This window comes from Paenibacillus glycinis (genome assembly GCF_009909185.1).
Taxonomy (GTDB): Bacteria; Bacillota; Bacilli; order Paenibacillales; family Paenibacillaceae; genus Paenibacillus_Z; species Paenibacillus_Z glycinis.
Map to the genome: position 1 here is coordinate 104,678 of NZ_JAAAMV010000009.1, position 20,464 is coordinate 125,141.

Consider the following 20,464-nt stretch of genomic DNA (forward strand, 5'->3'; position numbering starts at 1 on the left):
TATTACGGAAACACGGCAGGAAACGCGACTGCAAATTCATGCAAAGGGGCCGAAGCCAATGCAAGCCAAGTCAGCAACGAATCTAAAGGTCATCGACGTGTCGCACCATCAGAACGACCGCGGTAAGATCGATTGGGCGAAAGTGAAAACGGATGGGGTCGCCGGCGTCTTCGTCAAGGCGACGGAAGGCGGATCGGGCCATGACAAGCAGTTCTCCTCGAATGCCCAAGGCGCTTCGTCGGCAGGATTGAAGGTCGGTTTCTACCATTACGCCCATCCGGAGCTGAACGATGCCGGCAAGGAGGCGGCCAACTTCGCGAATGCGATATCGGGATGCGCGGCCGATTTCCCGCATGTGTTGGATGTCGAAGGAGAGGCGGCGACAGTTCCGGGCGAGCAGTTGACGGCCTGGTGCGTCGAATGGCTGGAAACGGTCGAGAAGCTTACGGGCCGTCCGGCGATGCTCTATACGGGCGCGAGCTTCGCGAAGTCGAATCTGCGACAGCCCCTCGGAAAATGGCCGCTGTGGATTGCGCACTACGATACGGACCGGCCGATGGCCAACGACACCTGGTCGGAATGGGCCGTGTTCCAGTACACGAGCGAGGGAACAGTCGCCGGCATCGTCGGCAATGTCGACGTTAACGCGATGGAGAAGGCGTTCTTCGACAATTTTGCCGGCACGCCGGCCGATTCCGGCTCGACGGACGAGGACTCCGTCAAGATCGTCGTCAACGATAAGCTCGCGGCTCGCGGGCGGCTGATCGACGGGCATGCCTATCTGCCGGTGCGCGAACTGGCCGAGGCGCTTGGCGTGCCCGTGGAATGGAACGCGTCGGAGGCAAAGCCGTACGTGGCCGGAAAATCGGTCACCGCGTTCAAGCTGATCGGCGGCAGCGCCTATATCGGTGTCCGGGCGGCAGCCGAACTGCTGGGCGGCCAAGCGTCGTTCGACGGTCAAACCGAAAAGGTCTATTTCTATCGTTAGCGATTCCTCCTGCACGAAGCCCCGAGTGCTCGGGACATGAATGAGGGGCAATAACGAATCGATGGAGGTACCGATGACACAGCGGCCGATTGTTTTGATACATGGCTATTCCGATAAAGGAGAGTCCTTTCGCGCGTGGGTCGACAAGTTAGCCGAGCGCGGCTGCGATCGCGGGAACATTCACGTCTGTTCCTATGAGACGCTGACCAACGAGGTGACCATACCGGATATCGCCGAAGGGTTCGACCGCGCGCTCCGGGAACGAATCGGCCTGAAGGACGACGAGGAGTTCGACGCGATCGTGCATTCGACCGGGATGCTGGTCCTCCGATCCTGGCTCGCCGTCTATTCGAAGCGGCGGGACCGGCTGAAGCATCTGATCGGCTTGGCGCCGGCAACGTTCGGGTCGCCGCTGGCGCACAAGGGCCGGAGCTGGTTCGGCGGCGTATTCAAAGGGCGAAAAGAGCTCGGACCCGATTTTCTCGAAGCCGGAGACCGCGTCCTGGACGCGCTGGAGCTGGGGAGCCGGTTTACGTGGGACCTTGCCGAGAAGGATCTGTTCGGCGAGCTGCCTTATTACGGCTCTCACGGCGATACGCCGTACGTGTATATTTTCTGCGGGACCGAGGGGTACGGCGGCATCCGGAAGCTGATCAACGATCCCGGCACGGACGGCACGGTGAGAAGGGCGGGCTGCGGGCTGAACGTCCGCAAGATCAGGGTCGATCTGACGAACGATAAGGTCGATAACCGCATCTCGTTTTCGAATTGGAGCAACATCGACATTCCGATGTTCCCGATCCAAGGCGCGGACCACGGTTCGATTATTGCGCAGCCATCCGAAGCGTTAGTCGATATGGTGCATGCCGCTTTGGGCGTGGAAGACGCGCAGGCGCACCAGAATTGGTTGCAGGACGCCGCGGAGCGCACGAGAGACATCGTCACCGAGCTTACCAAATGGCAGCAGTTTCTGATCCGGGCCACGGACGAACGGGGGGATCCGATCCGGGACTATTACATCCAGCTGGAAGGCAAGCGAGACGACGGCCTGCACGAGGAGCTTGAGAGCTTCGACGTCGACGTGCACACGTATAGCGGGGATTCCAGCCTGCGGAACTTCCACGTGAACTTGGACGAGCTGGATCCCGCGTCCCTGGAGAGCCTGTCGTTGACCGTGATCGCGTCCTCCGGGTCGTCGCTCGTCACGTATCACGGATTCACCGACGTGCCGACGGCGGATGCGAACGTATACGGCGACAAAGGAACGTGGCATGCCAAGCTCGACCTGAGCAGCTTGCTTCGAGAGGGCGAAGTCAAATTCTTCTACCCGTTCACGACGACGCTGATCGAGCTGCGGCTCAACCGGGAACCGCTCCCGTTGACGGGAATCAACTACGTTTGCCGGTTTATTGACTAGCATAGCCGCGCCGTGCCTGCAAGACGCCGCATGCAACCGGCAGAAAGCCCGCTTCGCGTCCGAAGCGGGCTTTTCGCGTGCGGGGCCGAGTTATTTAGCTGTCGCTCGGCGTAGAGGTATGCCTAATTCATCCTAAATTATGGTAACATGAGGTTGGGATTTGATAGGAGCGGCAATAGGGCGATCGTCTTGCGGAGAAAGCCCAATCGCTAGTCGTATAGCCGTTAGTTGCGGTTGTCGCATGGATGTAGGCAAAATGGCTTTTTAGATCTGGTTGTAGCTGGAGGAGGTATCGTTATGGCCGATAAAATCTTTGAAGAACCGCGGCTTGCGGACGTGTACGATTGGTTTGATTCGCCCGAACGTCCGGATCTGGACCCCTATGTCGCAATGACGGAGGAGTTCGGCGCGCAGGCCGTGATCGATTTGGGCTGCGGAACCGGCAATCTTGCCTGCCGGCTCGCGGGTCTCGGCAAGGACGTCGTCGGGATTGACCCTGCGCTTGCCTCGCTCGACGTCGCAAGAAGGAAACCGCATGCGAATCGGGTTCGTTGGATGCATGGAACAATGGCCATGCACGCCGACCTGCAAGCGGACCTCATCGCGATGACCGGCAACGTCGCGCAGGTTTTTGTTGCCGACGATGAGTGGCGATCGACGCTGCGTGCATGCCGCGAGGCGCTTCGGCCGGGCGGGCGGCTCGTATTCGAGGTCCGGGATCCCGCGATGGAAGCATGGAAGAACTGGAATCGCGAGCAAACCTATCAGATCGTCGACGTTCCCGATATCGGAAGGGTAGAGTCGTGGACCGATCTCCTTGACGTGCGGCTGCCGCTGGTCGCGTTCCGGCATACCTTCGTTTTTCATGGCGACGGGGCGGTGCTGACTTCGGATTCGACGCTTCGGTTTCGCGGCCGGTCCGAGATCCTGGATTCTTTGTCCGCCGCGAACTTCGCTGTCGAAGCCATTCGCGATGCTCCGGACCGCCCGGGGATGGAATTCGTTTTTATCGCGTTGCGCGGGCCTGATAACTAAGTCCGGAACCGCTGACGAAACGCTTTCGGCCGCGTCCCCGTATGCTTGCCGAAGCACCGCACGAAATACGAGAACGTCACGAAGCCCGTCGCCTCGGCGATCGCGCCGAACGGCTCCCCGGTATGAATCAGCAGCTGCTTCTCCTGCTCGATCCGGTAGCGGGTCAGGTAGTCGAGCGGCGTGCAGCCGAACGCCTTCTTCATGCATAGCGCGATGTAATTAGGATGAAAATGCAGCTGCTCCGACAACTCCTTATAGCTGATCGGCTCCCGATAATTGCGGCGAAGGAAAGCGGCGGCTTCGTCCGCAAGCGCCAGCTGCGCATCCTTGGCGGCCGTGCCGCCTTCCTCCTGGAGCCGATACAGCAGCTGCTGAAAGATTCCCTGCTGCTTGAAGCGGGCTCCGGTATCCGCGGCCGCCTTCAGCCGCAGCAGCTCTTCGAGCCGCTCGTACGTCGTTTCCTTCGCGGGCAGTTCGCCCGATCGCGGTACGTGAAAGACGAACGTCTCGATCTGCATATACGGCATGGAGAGAGCCGGACCCGCATAGGGCTCCCGTTCCGTTACCTCGCTCCAGCTGCCGAGCGTTTGGAAATGCAGCCAGTGGAAATGCGTCTCCTCTTCGCACGGCTTCGCCGTCCGATGGGACCGGTCCGGCCTTAAGATCGTGAAGCCGCCGGCGGGAACGTTCAGCTCGCGTCCGTCCTCCTCGAGGTACAGACAGCCGCGGGTCGTCACGAGCAGGTCGAACACGCCGATGCCGGAACGGTCGGCATGCCGTTCGCCCGCAGGATAGACATCCTGGCCGGACGTGATGTAGTGCGGCATGGGCGGGGAAGTGAATCGGAACATTTCGCGGGATCTACCCGGGCTCGCAGTGGAAATACGGCCTGCTGGCGGACAGCGCGTACGAAGCGAGCGAGTCCGACGTGCCCTACCAGCCGTTCGATGCCGAGCATGCTCCGGTAAAGCTTCGCGTCTCCGGCAAGCTCGTCCGCGAATGGAAGATGGAGGACAACAGCGCCGGCACGCCGCCGCTCTATCCGAAGAGCGAGGGGCAGGATACCGTGCCGTTGACGCTCGTGCCGTATGGCGGCGCGCGCCTGCGCATCGCGGAATTTCCGTTGATCGGCGAACGCGAGAAGGCGTGGAAGAAACGAATGTAAGGGGTTAAACATCGGTGCCGCGGAGGTCGCAGACTTTCGCGGTTTTTTGGGTGTCGCGCCGAATGGAGCGGAGAATCGGCCATGATCATCGCGTGCCCGGGTTTGACGCCGTTCAAGCGGGGCATATATGATGAACAGGATGACGGTTCGAAAGTTGGAATGCAGAGGTTTCGACCTGAAAATAGCGAAGCGACAGAAAGCGTGGCGAACGGGAATGGATAAGATCGGAATCGATGCGGGCGGCACCTTGATCAAGATCGCCTGCATGGGACCGGAAGGCGGGCTCGAGCTCCGCAAAGCGCCGGTGCGGGAGCTGAGCGCGATTTCGGCGTGGCTCGGCGGACGGCGGGATGCGCGCGTATGCGTGACCGGCGGCAAAAGCGCGCAGTTGAAGGCAATGACGGACGAGGCGGTCGCGGATATCCCGGAATTCGCGGCGACGATGGCAGGCGCGGAATATTTGCTCGGCAAGGATTCGCCTGCTTACGTGCTGACGAACGTCGGGACCGGCACCTCGATTCACCGCGTGCAGCCCGGCGGACACGCGAGAATCGGCGGGACCGGCGTCGGCGGCGGAACGTTGATGGGACTGTCCCGGTTATTGACGGGATTGACGGACTTCGAGGAGATCGTCAAGTTGGCGCAGTCGGGGACGCGCGGCGGGGTCGACTTGAAGGTCAGCGACATTTACGCCGGCGCGGAGCCTCCGATTCCCGGAGACTTAACGGCGAGCAATTTCGCGAAGCTGTTCCTGCGCGATGACATGGACGATATCCCGAAAGCGGATCTGGTCGCTTCGGTGATCGGCCTCGTCGGGGAAACGGTCGCGACGACCAGCGTCCTGGCAGCCGGTCAAAGCGGCCTGTCGTCGATCGTCTACATCGGGTCGTCGTTCTTCCGCAACGAGCCGTTGAAGGACGTCGTGCGTGCCTATACCGTTCTGCGCGGCGGGACGCCGATATTTCCGGATAACGGGGAGTTTTTCGGGGCGATCGGAGCTGCGCTGAGCGCGAAGTGAGGAAGCGCGCGGCGGGGGTAGATCTGAAGGCTGCATAGAGCCGGAAGGGGAATCGGCGTCAGGACTCGTAGATCGGTTCCCGCGACCGGGTCGGGCGAGCGGTCGTGCCTGTGCCCGCGTGTCCTGTCTGTTCGATTTCCTTGGCTCCCCGACTTACCGCGTTTAATCTTCCGTATCATCGCCTCGGACGCTTTCAATTCAGCCAAACCCAAACTTACCTCGTTCACTCGATTTATCAAACTCGCCTAAGTTCTCAAACTCTCCGAGCTCCGCAAGCACATCAAGCACCTTGATACGCCTAACTCGCCTCACTCGCTAACTCCCCAAACTCCCCAATCTCAACTCTACGTTCGCCTCCGAACCGCCTACGCCTCGTCGGCAAGTTCGCGATCTGCCAGCTATGATTTTGCCAAATCGGACTATTACATTTGCATGGTTGCGGACACCGGCACCCGGATCCTTTGGCGGCTAGGGGAGAGCATTGAGCATACGCCGACGAAATACTACGTCTACCCGCCGGAGGATTACGCCAAGTGGGCGCGCATTTGCATCGGCATCATTCGCCATTACAATCGCGGCTGGGCGGACGGCTTCCATTACGGCATCCGGTACTGGGAAATCTGGAAGGAGCCGGAGGGCGGCGGCGGTCTGATGTGGAACGGGACGGAGGAACAGTATTACGACCTCTACCGGGTCGCGGCCCCGATCATCAAAGCCTTCGACCCGACGCTTCGAATCGGTGGCTATGCCGCCGCGCAGGTGAAGGCGATGCCGCATTTCTTCGAGCGGTTTCTCGGGATGTGCGCGGAGGAGCGGCTTCCGCACGATTTCTTTTCGTGGCATTCGTACAACGACGATCCCGATCTCGTCCTCGAGCTCAGCCGATACGTGCGGGAAGGGCTGGACCGGCATGGATTCGCGGAGACGGAGAGCCGCTTCAACGAGTGGAATTTCTTCGACGCGCGGTGGGAGACGCTGTTTCTGCCCGGGAGCGAGTATTATCGGCGGGATTTGTTCGAGCGCGCGAAAGGCGAACAAGGCGCGTCGTACGCAGCCGCCGTGCTGGCCGTGCTTCAGGACTGCCCCGTGGACGAGGCGAATTATTACGACGGCCAGCCATCCGCGATGTGGTGCGGGCTGTTCGATTATTACGGCGTGCCGACGAAGACGTATTACGCGTTCAGGCAGTTCAACGAGCTGCGCCATTATGCGCGGCGGGCGGAAGCGACGTGCAGCGAAGACGGCGTCTACGTATGCGCGGGCGTAAACGGAACGTTCGGGGAAGCGGCGAAGCTGGCGGCGTTAAGGTTGCCGTGAAGATGCAGGACTCGTCCCGGGATTACGGGTCTTTAGCCGGCGCGGAAGCCGGCGACCCCGGGGAACCCGGCGCGGAAGCCGGCGAACCCGCGGAACCAGGCGCGGCGGCGATGATCAGCAATTACCGCGGCCCGTCCGGTTTTTGCGAAATTACGTTTCGCGGGCTTCCCGTGGGCGAGCGCTGGGTGGCGGAAGAATACCGGATCGAACGCGGACGCGCGGGTCAACTGGCGGCCCGTATGAGCTGGCGCCCGTTCGCGCGCTGGCGCTGTTCGTTCCGAAGCATACGGTCGTGTTCTTGAAGCTTAAGCGCGCGTAAGGCCGCATGCATCGCAACCGAAGCAGCTCGTTCAGTCTCCAGCTTCCAAGCGCCTCGCGCATTCATGCGCCGAACGCGACAATACCTCGCGGCCGGCAGCATGACGCGAGCAGCTATTAAACTCTCATCGAAGGAGCGCTGCCCATGCATACCAAGGAATCCCTTCTCCGCGATCTGGAGAGCATGCGAATCAATCCCCGCGGCATGTTGTTCGTCCATTCCTCGTACAAGGCGATCGGGCCTGTGGAAGGCGGGCCGGACGCGGTGTTGGACGCGCTGTCGGCGTATATGCGGGACGGTCTGCTCGCAATGCTTGCGCATACTTCTGGAAGGTGAACGATCTGTTCATCCGCGAAGGCATCATGCACACGGGTCATTTCGGTTACGCGGACACGCGGGTGACGAACGCGGCGACGACGAACAAGCTGCTGAGCCGGATGCTGCAAGCCGATCCGGCGCTGTTTTCGACGAACGAACCGCTCGCTTGAGCAGGCAGGCAGCCGACAAGGAGAATGAATGGAACTGGCCGCATCCAATCGATTTATGCCATTAAATTTAAATGAGATTAATAATTATCGTGCCTTTGCGTTGCCGCAAGGCGTGCTCTCCGAGAGTGCCTACGCGCTGAGAGGCGCGTTTCCGCGCGGGCAGCAGCTGATGTGGGGGATTCCGTTCGTCAACGGCTGCTTCATTATTGCAACGCGCGTTCGTTCGTGGCGTGGGATCACGACGGCTACGAGGGCGAATCCGGCAATTACCGCCAAATTCTCGCCCGCGGCCGGACCCATATGCCTTACGCCGCTCCCGCGTTCGGCACGCAAGTGCAGCTGAACGACGGCAATAACCCGTCGGAAAGCGCGAGCATGATGGGAATGCCCGACGGCATGATGGCGCCCGTCGCCGACGTTCCGCCGGAACGGGGCGATTGAACGTCCCCCTGTCGCGAGCATGCACACAAGCTCCGGATCCGATTCCGGAGTTTGCTGTGTCTATGCGCCGCAACCCGGGTAAGTACGGGATATTGACGCCGGCGCGTTCGCGCCAACGCGCCGTTTCCCCGATGTTTCCGTATCAGGCGAACATTTGTGATAAAATGGATTCGAAAGGGATGGAAGCGCCGACTTTCGCGAGTCGAGGGGATCCCGCTTGCTTGAAGCGGAATCGACGGACGCTGGTATTCGCGTCGAAGCTATTCATAAGGACGGTGCATCGATGAAAAATGCCGAGATTAAAGTCTTTGCGGGAAGCTCCGGGAAATCGTTCGCAAACAAAATTTGCGACTATCTGGACATTGAATTGGGGCAATCGGAGGCGATGACCTTCTCGGAAGGAAATACCTTCGTACGGATTAACGAAACCGTCCGCGGCAAGGATATTTACCTCGTCCAATCGATCGGCATGAACCCCAACGATGACTTCGTCGAGATACTCTTCTGGGTCGATGCCTTCAAGCGGGCGAGCGCCAACTCGGTGACCGTGATCATGCCGTACTTCAGCTATGCCAAGGGCGACAAAAAGGACGAGCCCCGCGTGTCCATCCGCGCGCGAGTGTGCGCCGAAGCCATCGAGCTTGCCGGAGCCGATCGCGTCGTGACGATGGATTTGCACAGCCATCAAATTCAAGGCTTTTTCAAAAAGCCCGTGGATCATCTCTTTGCCTTGCCCGTACTGTCCGAGGCCATCCTGCAGATGAATCTATCCGATATCGTCGTCGTCTCGCCGGATGCCGGATTTGCCAAGCAAGCGAGGAAATACGCGGATTACCTGGGCACGTCGATCGCCATCGGAGATAAAACCAGGAAGCACCACAACGAACGGGCGGAAATCTTGGAGATCATCGGGGACGTACGAGGGAAAACCGCGGTCATCATCGACGACTTCTCGCTCACGGCCGGATCGATCGTGGAATTGTCGAAGTGCTTGATCGAGCGGGGAGCAACGCGCATCATCGCCTGTCTGTCGCATCTGTTGATAAATGAAGCGGCCGTGCGAAGAATCGAAGCCAGCGCGATCGAAATGGTGATCGGAACGGACTCCGTGGAGAATCCCCACCTGATTCATTCGCCGAAAATCAAGCTCGTCTCCGTGGCGCCGTTATTCGGCGAGGCCATCAGCCAAATTCATAACCAGGCGTCGGTTAGCCCATTGTTCGAACGGGTGCCGAACAAAGTAATCGCAAGCTCGACGGCTTCGTTATTCTCGGAACCATGACCGCGGCGAAACGGCGCAACGCCGCTGACAAGCGAATGACCTAGCCCAGCGCGTTGAACATCATACGAAAAAAGAGCTGGCCCCGTTGACGGGGCCAGCTCTTCGCGTTTCTGCGCTTGACGGCGAAACCGGATATCCGCCTTGATTATACCGTTAAATCGGTATAGAACGGAGGAACCGCGCCAAGCATGCGGACATAGACGAACAATTGGCCTTTGTGATGCGCCTCGTGCCCGATCAGGCGGTGCAGAACTTCCTCGATCGGTTCCGTGACGCGAAATGCCGGAATGGTCGCTTCAAGGCGCAAATCGGCTTCCGTATAGGAGGCAAGCTTCCGTTCATGTTCCTCGGTCAGCCGATTCAGAAGCTCGCGAGCTTCCGCCAGCGTCGACGGAACCGGTGGGACGATCATATCGCGTTCTTCGATGGCGGAAAAAAAGAAGTCCGGCGTCATGGCCAGGTGATGCACCAGCTCGACGGTCGTCATCGCGCCGTCCCAAGGACGCCACGATCCGCCCGATTCGGGCAAGACCGCGACCAGTTCGAGCAATGCATTGCGGTGCATCTTCCAACGTTTCATCACTTTTTGTGCGCTTGCGAGTTCGGTTGTCATTGTTTTGGCCTCCTGGTTTTATTTCGAGAGCGTGTTCAGTCGGAATACTTCCCGGCTGTCGATCCATTTTTCGACGGCTTTGCGGTATGCCAGGTAATGGCGCGACGCGAGATGCTCCGCAAGGGCCGACTCGTTCTTCCACGTTTCGTATAGTACGAACTGCTCCGGGCAGGCATGGCTTTCGTGCACCGCATAATCGAGACAGCCGTCTTCGGCGCGCGAAGCCGCCGCGACCTTGAGCAACTCGTCCCGAACCGGCTTCGCGTTACCCGCGCGGCCTTTCAGGACGGCAACGATCGTTATAGGTTCCACGGTAAAAATTCCTTCCATCTAGCAATTTCATCCGTCATGCGATATGAATAGGCCGAACATTCAAGGGAAATCTAAGGACAATTACGTTAATTGGCGAATGACTTCCCGGGCCGCGCTTTCCGTGGATTGCGGATTTTGGCCCGTAACGAGATTTCCGTCGACTTGGACGTTATCCGCCCAGTTCGGCGCCGTTGCGAGATTGGCGCCCAATTCGCGAAGCCGCGTTTCAAGCAGGAACGGCATGAATCTGTCCAACGTCGTTTCCCGCTCTTCCTCGTCCGTGAACGCGGCGATCGTTTTGCCGGCGACCAACGGGCGACCGTCGGACAATTTCACGCCGACGAGGGCAGCCGGCCCGTGGCATACGGCAGCGACCGTTTTGCCGGCTTCGTACAGCGTGCGGATCATCGATTGCAGCAGCGCGTTGTCGGGCATGTCGAACATGGTGCCATGCCCGCCGGGAAGGAAGATGGCGGCATACGCATGGATGTCGTCCACGGCATCCAGCGGAATCGTGTCCGTCAGATAATCGGCGGTGTCCAGCATTTCTTGAGACGCGCCTTCCAAGCTTCTATGATCGATCGGCGCTTGCCCGCCTAACGGGCTTGCGACCGTAACTTCGTAACCTTGCTTGCGGAAAGCGATGTAGGCCTCTCCGAATTCGGACAACCATAAGCCGGTTCGTTCATCGGCATTCATTTTGTCGGCTGTCGTCACGACCATTAAAATACGCTTTGTCACTGTAAGTCCCTCCTGGACGGAAAATTTACGTGAACAGCCCGATATCGCCAAAGAGAGCTCGTTGCATCCGCGCAATCCGCGCAACGCAGCATGTCGCGGCGTACCGTAATTTGCTGTAGGCATACTGTAACACGCCGCGACGGCGGGTTGTACTTCCGCTATGTTAGGTGGGGAATAACCAAAAGTAATGAGGGATGAAGATGAGGATAGATTGGTTGGAGGCCTTTCGGCAAACCGCGGAAACGAAGAGCTTGACGAAAGCGAGCGAAGCCCTGCATATCAGTCAGCCTGCGCTAAGCAAGCAGATTCGCAACCTGGAGCTCGAGCTGGGCGCCCAGTTATTGATGCGGTCGTCCATCGGCGTGACGCTGACGCCGGCCGGTCAAATCTTGCTGGATAAAAGCAAGAACATCCTGAACGAAGTGAACGCCATGCGGAGGGAAATCGCGTTTAGCCAGGACGAGGGAAAAGCCGACCTGACGATCGGCTCTTGGCCCAGCATCGCGACGATCTTTCTCCCCGGCCGGATGGCGGTCAATCAGCACGCAATGGCCAAACTGGAGATCAAGGTGCGCGTCTTCAGCTGTTTTTTCGACCTGCTGACCAATATGGAAGACGGCACGATCGATGCCGCCTTGTTCGACGATAGCGGCGTGAAGCATGCCTTTCATTCGACCCCCGTATTCACGGAGAAGTTCTATCTGTTCGCTCACGTCGACCACCCCGCATTCGGGCATAAAGCAGAGGTGTCGTTCGACGAGATCAAGAACGAGACCTTCGTGATGCTGCCCGAGGGCTGCGACATCCGGAAGCTCGTTCAAGAGGAGTTCGGCGCCAGGGGCGAAGAGCTGAATATCGCCTTGGAGATCGAGCTGGGACAGAGCATATTAGGGTTTATCCATGCCAATTTGGGCATATCGATCCTGCCCGAAATCTTCATCACCCAGAAGAAGGACACGACCGCGGCCATTCCCATATCGGATTTCGGCGCGATCCGTCAGATCTCGATCATCACGCGCGACGAAACCGTCAGCAAACGGCTGCTGCGCCTAATCGATTTAGCTGAACCGATTACGGCCCCGAGCGAATCGCCGATCTGAAGCGAGAATCATGCTCATCGATAAATAAATTTATAACTCCTCTCGTATTTCGTGATTTGTTGTCTGCTCCGCGGCAACTTAGACTAAGCATGTGCGGGTTATGATCCGGCAACTAGAAACGGAACGGAGAGAGACCCCATGAATGCTGTACTTGATACTCATGTCCGTCTTGCGATCGAAAAGGTAGAACGCGAGGCTTGGTTCGATATGTACGCCGCCGCGCCGGATGACTATATTCAAAATTCGAAGCTTTCGTCTGCGCGCCTGGGAACGAGCATCGCGCTTGCCGATCACGGCACGCCGATCGCGGAATTCAATCGCGTGCTCGGCATCGGGATCGACGAGCCCGCCAGCGAAGCGGAGCTGGAGCAAGCCATAGCCTGGTTGAACGAGCATGCTTCGCCTTCCTACGCGCTGCAAGTGGCGCCGACCGCGCTTCCGGAGGCGGTTTGGACGTGGATCGAAGCAAGAGGCCTGAAGCGCGCCGGCAACGGTTGGGCCAAGCATTACCGCGATGCTGTGCCAACGGAGGAGCATCCCATCCCGACCGCGCTCGAGGTAATACGGCTGGAGCCGCATCATGCCGCGGACTTTGGGCATGTCGCGCAAGCGGGATTCGGATTGCCCTTGCCGATCGGCGCATGGCTGTCCGCGTTGGTCGGACGGCCGAAATGGAACGTGTACGTGGCCTACGAGGGTCCTACTCCCGTGGCATGCGGCGCGATGTTCATCGATCATGGCTGGGCTTGGCTTGGCGTAGATGCGACATTGTCCGATTATCGCGGCAGAGGCGCCCAAAATGCGTTGATCAAACGACGACTGACCGATGGCATCGCCGCAGGCGTCGTCGGGTTCACCGCGGAAACCGGACAACCGCCCGAAGGACAAGAGGAGCTGAACAAATCCTACTGCAATTACGTTCGCGCCGGCTTCAAAAAAGCCTACGTGCGTCCCAACTACGTGTCCAACGGTTAAGGAAACACGGCCGGCACCGCTTGCAGTCAAATCGGCGACGGCCATACGCCCGCATACGATTTCGGTTTAGCTAACGAGTGATAAGCGGCGCCGAGGTAAACAATAGGCTTCGTACGCCCGTTTTGAAGGAGGAGAGAGCGCGTGAACCATTTATTCAATCCGTTTCAAATTAAAAACCTTGCCTTGAAAAACCGCGTCGTCATGCCGCCGATGTGTCAATACGCCGTCGTCAATAAAGACGGGATCGTAACGGACTGGCATTACGTTCACTACGTCAGCCGCGCAGTCGGCGGAGCGGGCCTCATCATCATCGAGATGTCCGACATCGAGCCGGACGGACGCATAACGGACAATGATCTAGGACTGTGGTCCGACGAGCAGATCGCGCCGCTTAAGCGTATCGTCGATGCTTGCCATGGTTACGGCGCCAAGGTCGGCGTGCAAATCGCCCATGCGGGACGCAAAGCACAGGATGCGGAAGTTCCGGTCGCGCCGTCCGCGATCCCGTTCGACGAGAATTCCAAAACGCCGAGAGAGCTGACGACGGAAGAAGCGAAGGCCATGGCGGACAAATACCGCCTGGCCGCCGAACGCGCCGTCAAAGCAGGGGTGGATACGGTCGAGATTCATGCCGCGCACGGTTACCTGATCCATCAGTTTCAATCGGCCTACACGAATAAACGCACGGATGCGTACGGCAAGGACCTGACCTTGTTCGGCGTCGAGGCCGTTCGCGCCGTCAAGCGCGCGCTGCCGGACGGCATGCCGCTGCTCATGCGCATCTCGGCCAGAGAATACGTGGATGGCGGGTATGGCATCGAAGAGAGCGTTGCCCTCGCGAAAGCTTACCGCGACGCCGGCGTGGACATGTTCCACGTAAGCTCCGGAGGCGAAGGACCGATCCTTGCGCACGGCAGGCCGGGTACGCATGTCGCGTATCAAGTGCCGATGGCAAGGGCGATCAAGCAGGAACTGGACGTTCCGGTGATCGCGGTCGGGCGATTGGACGAGCCTTCGCTCGCCAACGCCGTGATCGGCAACGAAGACGCCGATCTCGTCGCCGTGGGCAGAGGGATGCTCCGTAATCCTTACTGGACGCTGGATGCGGCAACGAAGCTCGGCAAAGAAACGCAAATTCCGGGCGTGTACGGCATCGGCTTCAAAGATCTGAACAGATGAACGCGTCCCGGAACCTCGGCATGAATTGAAAGCACCGGGGTTCGCACGAACAGCGAAACGGCCAGGCGCGAGACGGCAAAAAACCTTGAAGGAGAGGCCTTCAAGGTTTTTTGCTATGCCGTTTCCGCTGTTGAATCGCATCCCCTTGCACGCATGGCAGCCTCCCCCCATAACGGATGGTTATTCCCCCCCTAACCTATCGGTACTTCAATCCGGCGCTGCGCAATGGTACTGTATGGCTACGGCCCGGTTCCCGATCATCGGTTGCCTCGGACGGCGCGGGCATAAAAAATTTTATAAGCGATTCATTATTTCGTAATTTGTTGGATATGTGTTAAAACCTTACAATAATTTCATGCTCGTGAATTGGATCGTTAATCCTTTTTTTTCTGACTATTTCTGAAAATGAACGCATCTTTTTCATGAAGAAGCAAGCGATGCATGATTAAAGAAGAAGGAGCTCTCATGGTCGATTTTGAATGGTACAGAAGCTTTATCGCCATTTATAAACACAATTCCGTATCGGAGGCCGCCAAGACCCGGATTATGACCCAGCCGGCAATGAGCCAGCATCTCGCCTCCCTCGAAGCCGAAGTCGGCGAACAATTGTTCACGCGAACCTCGCGGAAGCTCATCCCGACGGAACGCGGCAAGCAGCTGTATTCCCATCTTGCGCCGCATATCGAGTCCTTGGAAGAAAAGACGATGGGATTGAAGCTGCATCAGTCTCCAACCATGCAGACGATCAGAATCGGCACCACGCAGGAGCTGTTTACCGAGAAGGTCATGGCTCATCTGTCCTGCATGGAATGGAATACGATCACGTATTTCGGCGAATCCGATCAATTGCTCGAGCTGCTCAAGGAAGATCGCGTGGATATCATCCTCACGACCAGGAAATATATGACGCCCGGCATTGAATATGTGCGGTTAATGGAAGAAAAGTTCGTCGTCGTGGCGCCATCCGATACGGTCGTGCCGGAATTCAAGCAGCAGAAGGATATGGAGAGCTGGCTGTCGGAGCAGCGATGGATCAGCTACGGTCTCGAACTTCCGATCATTCGAAGATACTGGAAAGAATTTTTCAAGAAAGGGCCGCTCATTAATCCGGTTCATGTCATTCCAAGCATGAACTTGATTTTGAAAGCAATCGGGGAAGGCGCGGGAGTGAGTCTGCTTCCGACCTACATGCTGGAATGCCCGCAAGCGGCGGGCGGGGGATGGAAGACGGTCTTCGAGCATATGACGGTTCGCAACGATTTGTTGATCGGCTTCAAATCCAAGCATAAACATGCGCTGGTCATCAATGACTTCATAAAATGCGTAAGCGAACGGAAGGAAGAATGAGCGGAGATGGATCGATCTGCTTGCGTTCCGGATTAGCCGAGCTCGTCAATTACAAACTAATAGCGCGGGCTAATCCGGCAAAAAAGCGGCTGTCTTATCGACAGCCGCTTTTTTGCCGTTCGCGCGCCTGCAGCGACGGATACTGGGAATCATTGCTTGGAATATTCGTTCCAAAAACCGTTGACCGGACGGAGAGGAAGAGCTACAATAACTTTGGAACAAATATTCCAAATTAATCGAGGTGAACAACGAAATCAGCAGGATAGAGCGTAATATCATTGCGAATTGCACATCATTAATGCCTTTAATTATTAGAATATACATTCCAATTCCATAAAAAGAGGAGATTAAAACATGAAAATTTACGATAAACTATTTATCGGCGGTCAATGGAAGGCTCCCGTAAACGGAGAACGACTGGAGATTCGTTCCCCGCATGACCAATCCGTCGTCGGACGCGCGGCGCAAGCTTCCCCGGCCGACATCGACCTGGCCGTCGCGATCGCCAGGGATGCCTTCGATAACGGCCCTTGGCCGAAAATGAAGCCAAGCGAGCGACAAGCCGTCATCGCGCGATTCAACGCGCTGCATGCGGCGCGCGCCGATGAGATCGCCGCCTTGATCACGTCCGAGAACGGCACGCCTCGCTGGTTCACGAACGCGGTGCAGCGCTCGCTGGCCGAACAGACGAACGCTTACCTTCGCGCCGCGGAAACGTACGGATGGGAAGAAAGCTTGAACGACGGCAAAGGTCCGATCATTCGCCGCGAAGCCGTCGGCGTCGTCGCCGCGATCATTCCCTGGAACACGCCGCACCAATCGGCGCTCGCGAAGATGATCCCCGCGCTGCTGGCGGGCTGCGCGGTCATCCTCAAAGCATCGCCCGAAACGTCGATCGACGCGCTGCTGCTCGGGGAGATCTTCGCCGAAGCCGGCGTTCCGGAAGGCGTCGTCAGCATCGTTCCCGCCGGCCGCGAAACGAGCGAATACTTGGTCTCCCATCCCGGCGTCGACAAAATCGCGTTTACCGGCTCGACCGGTGCCGGCCGCCGGATCGCGTCGATCGCGGGCGAACAGCTGAAGCGCGCGAGCTTGGAGCTGGGCGGCAAGTCCGCGACGATCATACTGGACGACGCGGACTTGGAAGCCGCGATTCAAGGCTTGAAATATACGTCATTCATCAATAACGGGGAAAGCTGCATCGCGCATACCCGCGTCCTGGTCTCCAAGAAACGCTATGAAGAGGCCGTCGAGCTGCTGAAGGTCATGACGGAAAGCCTTGCGGTAGGAGATCCCGCGGATCCCGCGACGTTCATCGGACCGTTGGTCAGAGCCGACCAGCAGAAACGCGTTCAATCCTACATCGAGCTGGGCATTCAGGAAGGCGCTCGCCTGGTAACCGGCGGAGCGGGCGTTCCGGCGGGTCTGGAGGACGGTTATTACGTCAAGCCTACGGTGTTCGCGGACGTCGACAACGGCATGCGCATTGCCCGGGAAGAGATATTCGGGCCCGTCCTGGTCGTCATTCCTTACGAGGACGAGGCCGATGCCGTGCGCATCGCGAACGATTCGCCGTTCGGCCTGTCGGGGGGAGTATGGTCCGGCACGCTCGAGCATGGTCTCGACATCGCCCGCCGAATCCGCACGGGCTACTTTATCGTCAACGGCGCATCGGCATCGTACGAAGCGCCGTTCGGAGGCTTCAAAGCGAGCGGCATCGGCCGCGAGTTCGGCGTCGCGGGGCTAGGCGCGTACGTCGAGCAAAAAGCGATCAACATTTAATCCCGTTCATCACTTCCGTGAACCGCGACCCGCGAGATGGACGATTGCAGCCGCGGCGTCCCTTGCGGGTCTTCCATGCTTGCTCGCCTAACTTGACATGGGCTGCTTTATGATACTAAAGTTAAGCTCAAGAGGTGGGGCGGATGAGCAAGAAAAAAGACATTATGGATGCGACGCTCGCATTGATCCACGAGGAAGGGCTCCAATCGGTGACCTTCTCCAAACTGTTCAAGCGGGCGGGCGTAGGGTCCGGGACGATATATAATTACTTCGCGAACAAGGAAGAGCTCGTGAACGCCGTTTATAAAGATGCCCGCATGCTCATGGGGGAATACCTGCTGCGGGATTTCGACCCGCAAGCAAGCTTGTACGAGCGATTCAAGCGTCTTCAGCTCAATCGGCTGAATTTCGGCATCGACTTTCCCATGGAATTTCTGTTTATCGACAGCTATTCCTTCTCGCCGTATATCTCGTCGGAGCTGCGGAACATGGACGATGCGCGCAATTCGGGAGAAGTGATCCTATCCCTGATCGTCGAAGGCCAGAAGCAGGGGATAATCAAGGAAATGGATTCGCATCTCTGCCATCAGTTGATTCACGGCATCATATCCTCGATCCTGAAGGGGCTCTACATCGAGAAATACCCCATGAACGAGACGCAGGTTCAACAGGTGCTGGAAGCGTCTTGGAAAGCGATACTCGTCTAAGAAGCAGCCTTCGGGCTGTTTTTTATTACCCGCTCCGTTGTTGGGGTCATGGATACCAGGGGCGAATAAAGTGATTACAAAATTAACTTGTGCAAAATTTAATGAAACGTTATATAATAGAGCGACGGTATCCGAATACGAGCGAAGGAGGTATCCCGTCCAATGGAAATGGAACTCGATGACATGCTGTGCTTCTCCATATACGCAGCCTCCCGTGAACTCACGCGGCTGTACCGACCGATACTGGATCAATTCGGCCTGACCTATCCGCAATATTTGGTCATGGTCGTGCTATGGAAGCACGGCAATACGACGGTCACGGCGCTAGGGGACAAGCTGCTGCTCGATACCGGCACGTTGACGCCATTGTTGAAAAGGCTGCAGGAAGCCAAGCTCATCGACCGCAAACGCTCGATCGAGGACGAACGGAAAGTGGAGATCGGCTTGACGGAGAAGGGCGCGGCTCTGGAAGCGCAGCTGAAGGACGTGTCGCGGAACCTGTTCGTCGAGCTTTGCAAGACGGAAGAGAATTACGTGCAGACGCTGGCGGCCGTCCAGAAGCTGCTGAAGGATGCCCAGGTGTTATCGGGACGCGAATGAAAACGAAATGCGGCAATCAAGCGGAAAGAGAGGCGATCAGGCGCCTCTCTTTTTTATTTGACCTATCGTCGAGAAAGCGCAGCTGCAGGAAGCGAGCATTCAAGCGGAAATGCAGCGGAACATCACGCGATCGTTCTAACGCCAAAGAGGAGCAATCGGCAGAAGGGATCTGCGCGATTGCTCCTTTGATGTGGCGAGCGGACGGGTTACAGCAAGCCGGCGACGTCTTTTTCCAGCTCCGACGGCTTATCGGTGGAGCCGAACCGTTTCAGCACCTTGCCGCTGCGGTCGACGAGGAACTTGGTAAAGTTCCATTTGATCGATTTGGAGCCGAGCACGCCCGGCGCGGATTTCTTCAGATGCTGGAACAACGGGTGGGCATTGTCGCCGTTCACTTCGGTTTTCTCGAAGAGCGGGAAGGAGACGCCGAAATTGATTTCGCAGAAGCTGTGGATGTCTTCGTTGGAGCGTTTCTCTCCGCTGCCGAACTGGTTCGTAGGGAAGCCCAGAATTTCGAAGCCTTCGTCCTTGTGCTTGGCGTACAGCTCTTGAAGCTCCTTGTATTGCGACGTGAACATGCAGTTGCTCGCCGTGTTGACGATCAGCAATACTTTGCCTTCGTATTCGCGCAGCGATTTGGCTTCGCCTTTAACCGTTCTGACTTCAAAATCGTAAATGGACATGATACCTCATCCTCTCATTTTATATTGCCTAAAATTAAGTTGTGCACTTCGTATCTCACAGGTATGAGTATACCGCTAAAATAAGAATCGGTCAATTATATTTTGCACAATATGATATGGGAAAATTAGATATGGCGATATCCGCCTTTTCACTGGAACGGCGGCACCGAACGGTAAGCGATTCATCAGCCAAGGACACCTGGAGCGGTGTCCTTTTTGTCTTGCAGCAGCAAACGAACATTTCGGTGCGGTTGGTAGAATGCCCTGATCGTTCTGCCTGCCGTCTGTATACGCTAGTAAGGATGGAGACGCGGAGTTTCCATTTGGAAGAGGAGGATGAATGAGCGATGAAGATTATCGTAAACGAGAGAGAGCTGAAAGAATATTTCGACGGGCTTGCTCGTCTGCTGCCGCCGCCGAACGGAGCGCGGCCGCCGGCATCGGACTCGCTTGACGCATCGGCGCTTATCGAAGAGCTGCGTCAGTCGATACGCGAGGAGATGGCATCGATCCAACTTGCGGCGCAGCGCGATGCCGGCGCGCATGCCTTGAATAAACTGGGGCAAATCTTCGAGCCGCACGCAGGCAAACCGGCCGAATTGTTAACCTCGGCCGGCATCGTGGAAGGCACGATCGCGAAGGTCGGCGCCGATTATTTGGCCGTGCGCGAACACGGCGGGACAAGCGTCCTGGTGCCGCTGGACCAGCTGGTCGCCTTTCAATTAACGGGAAAGCAGGTGGAGCGATGATCGAAGAGCTGCAGTCGCTCGTGAATAAAGAGGTTCAGATCGCGAGCGCCCTGGAAACGTTGCAAGGCACGCTCGTGTCGGTAGACGGGGCATCGGTGACGCTCCGCACGTCGGAGATTTTCGGTTATGAGAGCGGCAGCTATGCGATCGTTCAGCTGCGCTTCATTTCTTATATTCGCTCGCTGTAACGATGATGGAAGATAAGG

The 20,464-nt window shown here is 57.7% G+C and carries 25 protein-coding genes; 20 read left to right on the forward strand and 5 right to left on the reverse strand.

Annotated elements, in window-relative coordinates:
* The first annotated feature begins 58 nt into the window (after window positions 1-58).
* The 3 genes from GT019_RS13085 to GT019_RS13095 all read left to right on the forward strand — a co-directional run bounded on the left by GT019_RS13085 (window position 59) and on the right by GT019_RS13095 (window position 3,440).
* Window positions 59-988 (forward strand): GH25 family lysozyme, encoded by a 930-nt coding sequence (locus GT019_RS13085; protein WP_161743621.1) that lies wholly within the window; start codon window positions 59-61, stop codon window positions 986-988.
* A gap of 73 nt (window positions 989-1,061) precedes the next feature.
* A complete protein-coding gene (locus tag GT019_RS13090; RefSeq protein WP_161743622.1) occupies window positions 1,062-2,405 on the forward strand; it encodes an esterase/lipase family protein in 1,344 nt (447 codons plus the stop codon).
* Window positions 2,406-2,702: 297 nt separating this feature from the next.
* On the forward strand, window positions 2,703-3,440 hold the full coding sequence (locus GT019_RS13095; protein WP_161743623.1) for a class I SAM-dependent methyltransferase: 738 nt from the start codon (window positions 2,703-2,705) through the stop codon (window positions 3,438-3,440).
* On the opposite strand, the gene GT019_RS13100 is transcribed toward GT019_RS13095, so the two are convergent.
* Window positions 3,437-4,291 (reverse strand): helix-turn-helix transcriptional regulator, encoded by an 855-nt coding sequence (locus GT019_RS13100; RefSeq protein WP_161743624.1) that lies wholly within the window; start codon window positions 4,289-4,291, stop codon window positions 3,437-3,439. The two genes, GT019_RS13095 and GT019_RS13100, sit on opposite strands and share 4 nt — an antisense overlap.
* Before the next feature lie 77 nt (window positions 4,292-4,368).
* Between GT019_RS13100 and GT019_RS13105 the strand changes: the two genes are divergently transcribed.
* The 8 genes from GT019_RS13105 to GT019_RS13140 all read left to right on the forward strand — a co-directional run bounded on the left by GT019_RS13105 (window position 4,369) and on the right by GT019_RS13140 (window position 9,470).
* Window positions 4,369-4,605, forward strand: a complete 237-nt coding sequence (locus GT019_RS13105) for a hypothetical protein (protein ID WP_161743625.1) — start codon at window positions 4,369-4,371, stop codon at window positions 4,603-4,605.
* Between the two features lie 214 nt (window positions 4,606-4,819).
* Window positions 4,820-5,623, forward strand: coding sequence for a type II pantothenate kinase (gene coaW / locus GT019_RS13110; protein ID WP_161743626.1), 804 nt, complete (start codon window positions 4,820-4,822; stop codon window positions 5,621-5,623).
* 279 nt (window positions 5,624-5,902) lie between these two features.
* Window positions 5,903-6,940 (forward strand): GH39 family glycosyl hydrolase, encoded by a 1,038-nt coding sequence (locus GT019_RS13115; protein WP_328803964.1) that lies wholly within the window; start codon window positions 5,903-5,905, stop codon window positions 6,938-6,940.
* A gap of 2 nt (window positions 6,941-6,942) precedes the next feature.
* A complete protein-coding gene (locus GT019_RS13120) occupies window positions 6,943-7,242 on the forward strand; it encodes a hypothetical protein (RefSeq protein ID WP_161743628.1) in 300 nt (99 codons plus the stop codon).
* A 161-nt stretch (window positions 7,243-7,403) separates the two neighbouring features.
* Window positions 7,404-7,595 (forward strand): AAC(3) family N-acetyltransferase, encoded by a 192-nt coding sequence (locus tag GT019_RS13125; protein ID WP_161743629.1) that lies wholly within the window; start codon window positions 7,404-7,406, stop codon window positions 7,593-7,595.
* Entirely contained in the window at window positions 7,592-7,747 is a 156-nt protein-coding gene (locus tag GT019_RS13130) for a hypothetical protein (protein WP_161743630.1), read from the forward strand. Before GT019_RS13125 ends, GT019_RS13130 begins: the two co-directional genes overlap by 4 nt.
* A gap of 171 nt (window positions 7,748-7,918) precedes the next feature.
* On the forward strand, window positions 7,919-8,188 hold the full coding sequence (locus GT019_RS13135; RefSeq protein ID WP_161743631.1) for a hypothetical protein: 270 nt from the start codon (window positions 7,919-7,921) through the stop codon (window positions 8,186-8,188).
* 283 nt (window positions 8,189-8,471) lie between these two features.
* The gene (locus GT019_RS13140; RefSeq protein ID WP_161743632.1) at window positions 8,472-9,470 is read left to right on the forward strand and encodes a ribose-phosphate diphosphokinase; all 999 of its coding nucleotides are present in this window, start codon (window positions 8,472-8,474) and stop codon (window positions 9,468-9,470) included.
* Between the two features lie 145 nt (window positions 9,471-9,615).
* On the opposite strand, the gene GT019_RS13145 is transcribed toward GT019_RS13140, so the two are convergent.
* From GT019_RS13145 to GT019_RS13155, 3 genes are all read right to left on the reverse strand, one after another.
* Window positions 9,616-10,083 (reverse strand): DinB family protein, encoded by a 468-nt coding sequence (locus tag GT019_RS13145; protein WP_161743633.1) that lies wholly within the window; start codon window positions 10,081-10,083, stop codon window positions 9,616-9,618.
* A gap of 18 nt (window positions 10,084-10,101) precedes the next feature.
* Window positions 10,102-10,395: a putative quinol monooxygenase gene (locus GT019_RS13150; RefSeq protein ID WP_328803958.1), complete on the reverse strand. Its 294-nt coding sequence runs from the start codon at window positions 10,393-10,395 to the stop codon at window positions 10,102-10,104.
* A gap of 81 nt (window positions 10,396-10,476) precedes the next feature.
* Window positions 10,477-11,136: a type 1 glutamine amidotransferase domain-containing protein gene (locus GT019_RS13155; protein ID WP_161743635.1), complete on the reverse strand. Its 660-nt coding sequence runs from the start codon at window positions 11,134-11,136 to the stop codon at window positions 10,477-10,479.
* A 200-nt stretch (window positions 11,137-11,336) separates the two neighbouring features.
* On the opposite strand from GT019_RS13155, the gene GT019_RS13160 reads away from it, so the two are divergent.
* The 7 genes from GT019_RS13160 to GT019_RS32290 all read left to right on the forward strand — a co-directional run bounded on the left by GT019_RS13160 (window position 11,337) and on the right by GT019_RS32290 (window position 18,826).
* The gene (locus tag GT019_RS13160; protein ID WP_161743636.1) at window positions 11,337-12,236 is read left to right on the forward strand and encodes a LysR family transcriptional regulator; all 900 of its coding nucleotides are present in this window, start codon (window positions 11,337-11,339) and stop codon (window positions 12,234-12,236) included.
* Between the two features lie 138 nt (window positions 12,237-12,374).
* Entirely contained in the window at window positions 12,375-13,211 is an 837-nt protein-coding gene (locus tag GT019_RS13165) for a hypothetical protein (RefSeq protein ID WP_161743637.1), read from the forward strand.
* 141 nt (window positions 13,212-13,352) lie between these two features.
* A complete protein-coding gene (locus tag GT019_RS13170) occupies window positions 13,353-14,390 on the forward strand; it encodes an NADH:flavin oxidoreductase/NADH oxidase (protein ID WP_161743638.1) in 1,038 nt (345 codons plus the stop codon).
* Between the two features lie 465 nt (window positions 14,391-14,855).
* Window positions 14,856-15,737: a LysR family transcriptional regulator gene (locus GT019_RS13175; RefSeq protein WP_161743639.1), complete on the forward strand. Its 882-nt coding sequence runs from the start codon at window positions 14,856-14,858 to the stop codon at window positions 15,735-15,737.
* Between the two features lie 354 nt (window positions 15,738-16,091).
* Window positions 16,092-17,519 carry an aldehyde dehydrogenase gene (locus GT019_RS13180; protein ID WP_161743640.1) on the forward strand — a complete coding sequence of 476 codons (1,428 nt, stop codon included), beginning with the start codon at window positions 16,092-16,094 and terminating at the stop codon, window positions 17,517-17,519.
* A gap of 143 nt (window positions 17,520-17,662) precedes the next feature.
* Window positions 17,663-18,226 (forward strand): TetR/AcrR family transcriptional regulator, encoded by a 564-nt coding sequence (locus tag GT019_RS13185; RefSeq protein ID WP_161743641.1) that lies wholly within the window; start codon window positions 17,663-17,665, stop codon window positions 18,224-18,226.
* Window positions 18,227-18,388: 162 nt separating this feature from the next.
* Window positions 18,389-18,826: a MarR family winged helix-turn-helix transcriptional regulator gene (locus GT019_RS32290; RefSeq protein WP_161743642.1), complete on the forward strand. Its 438-nt coding sequence runs from the start codon at window positions 18,389-18,391 to the stop codon at window positions 18,824-18,826.
* A 206-nt stretch (window positions 18,827-19,032) separates the two neighbouring features.
* Here the strand turns inward: GT019_RS32290 and GT019_RS13195 are convergent, their stop codons facing one another.
* Window positions 19,033-19,509, reverse strand: coding sequence for a glutathione peroxidase (locus GT019_RS13195; protein ID WP_161743643.1), 477 nt, complete (start codon window positions 19,507-19,509; stop codon window positions 19,033-19,035).
* 347 nt (window positions 19,510-19,856) lie between these two features.
* Here GT019_RS13195 and GT019_RS13200 point away from each other — a divergent pair, with 347 nt between their 5' ends.
* Window positions 19,857-20,258 carry a hypothetical protein gene (locus tag GT019_RS13200; RefSeq protein WP_161743644.1) on the forward strand — a complete coding sequence of 134 codons (402 nt, stop codon included), beginning with the start codon at window positions 19,857-19,859 and terminating at the stop codon, window positions 20,256-20,258.
* Complete coding sequence (locus GT019_RS13205; RefSeq protein WP_161743645.1) at window positions 20,255-20,446, forward strand: hypothetical protein; 192 nt, start codon at window positions 20,255-20,257, stop codon at window positions 20,444-20,446. Before GT019_RS13200 ends, GT019_RS13205 begins: the two co-directional genes overlap by 4 nt.
* Window positions 20,447-20,464 lie beyond the last annotated feature (18 nt).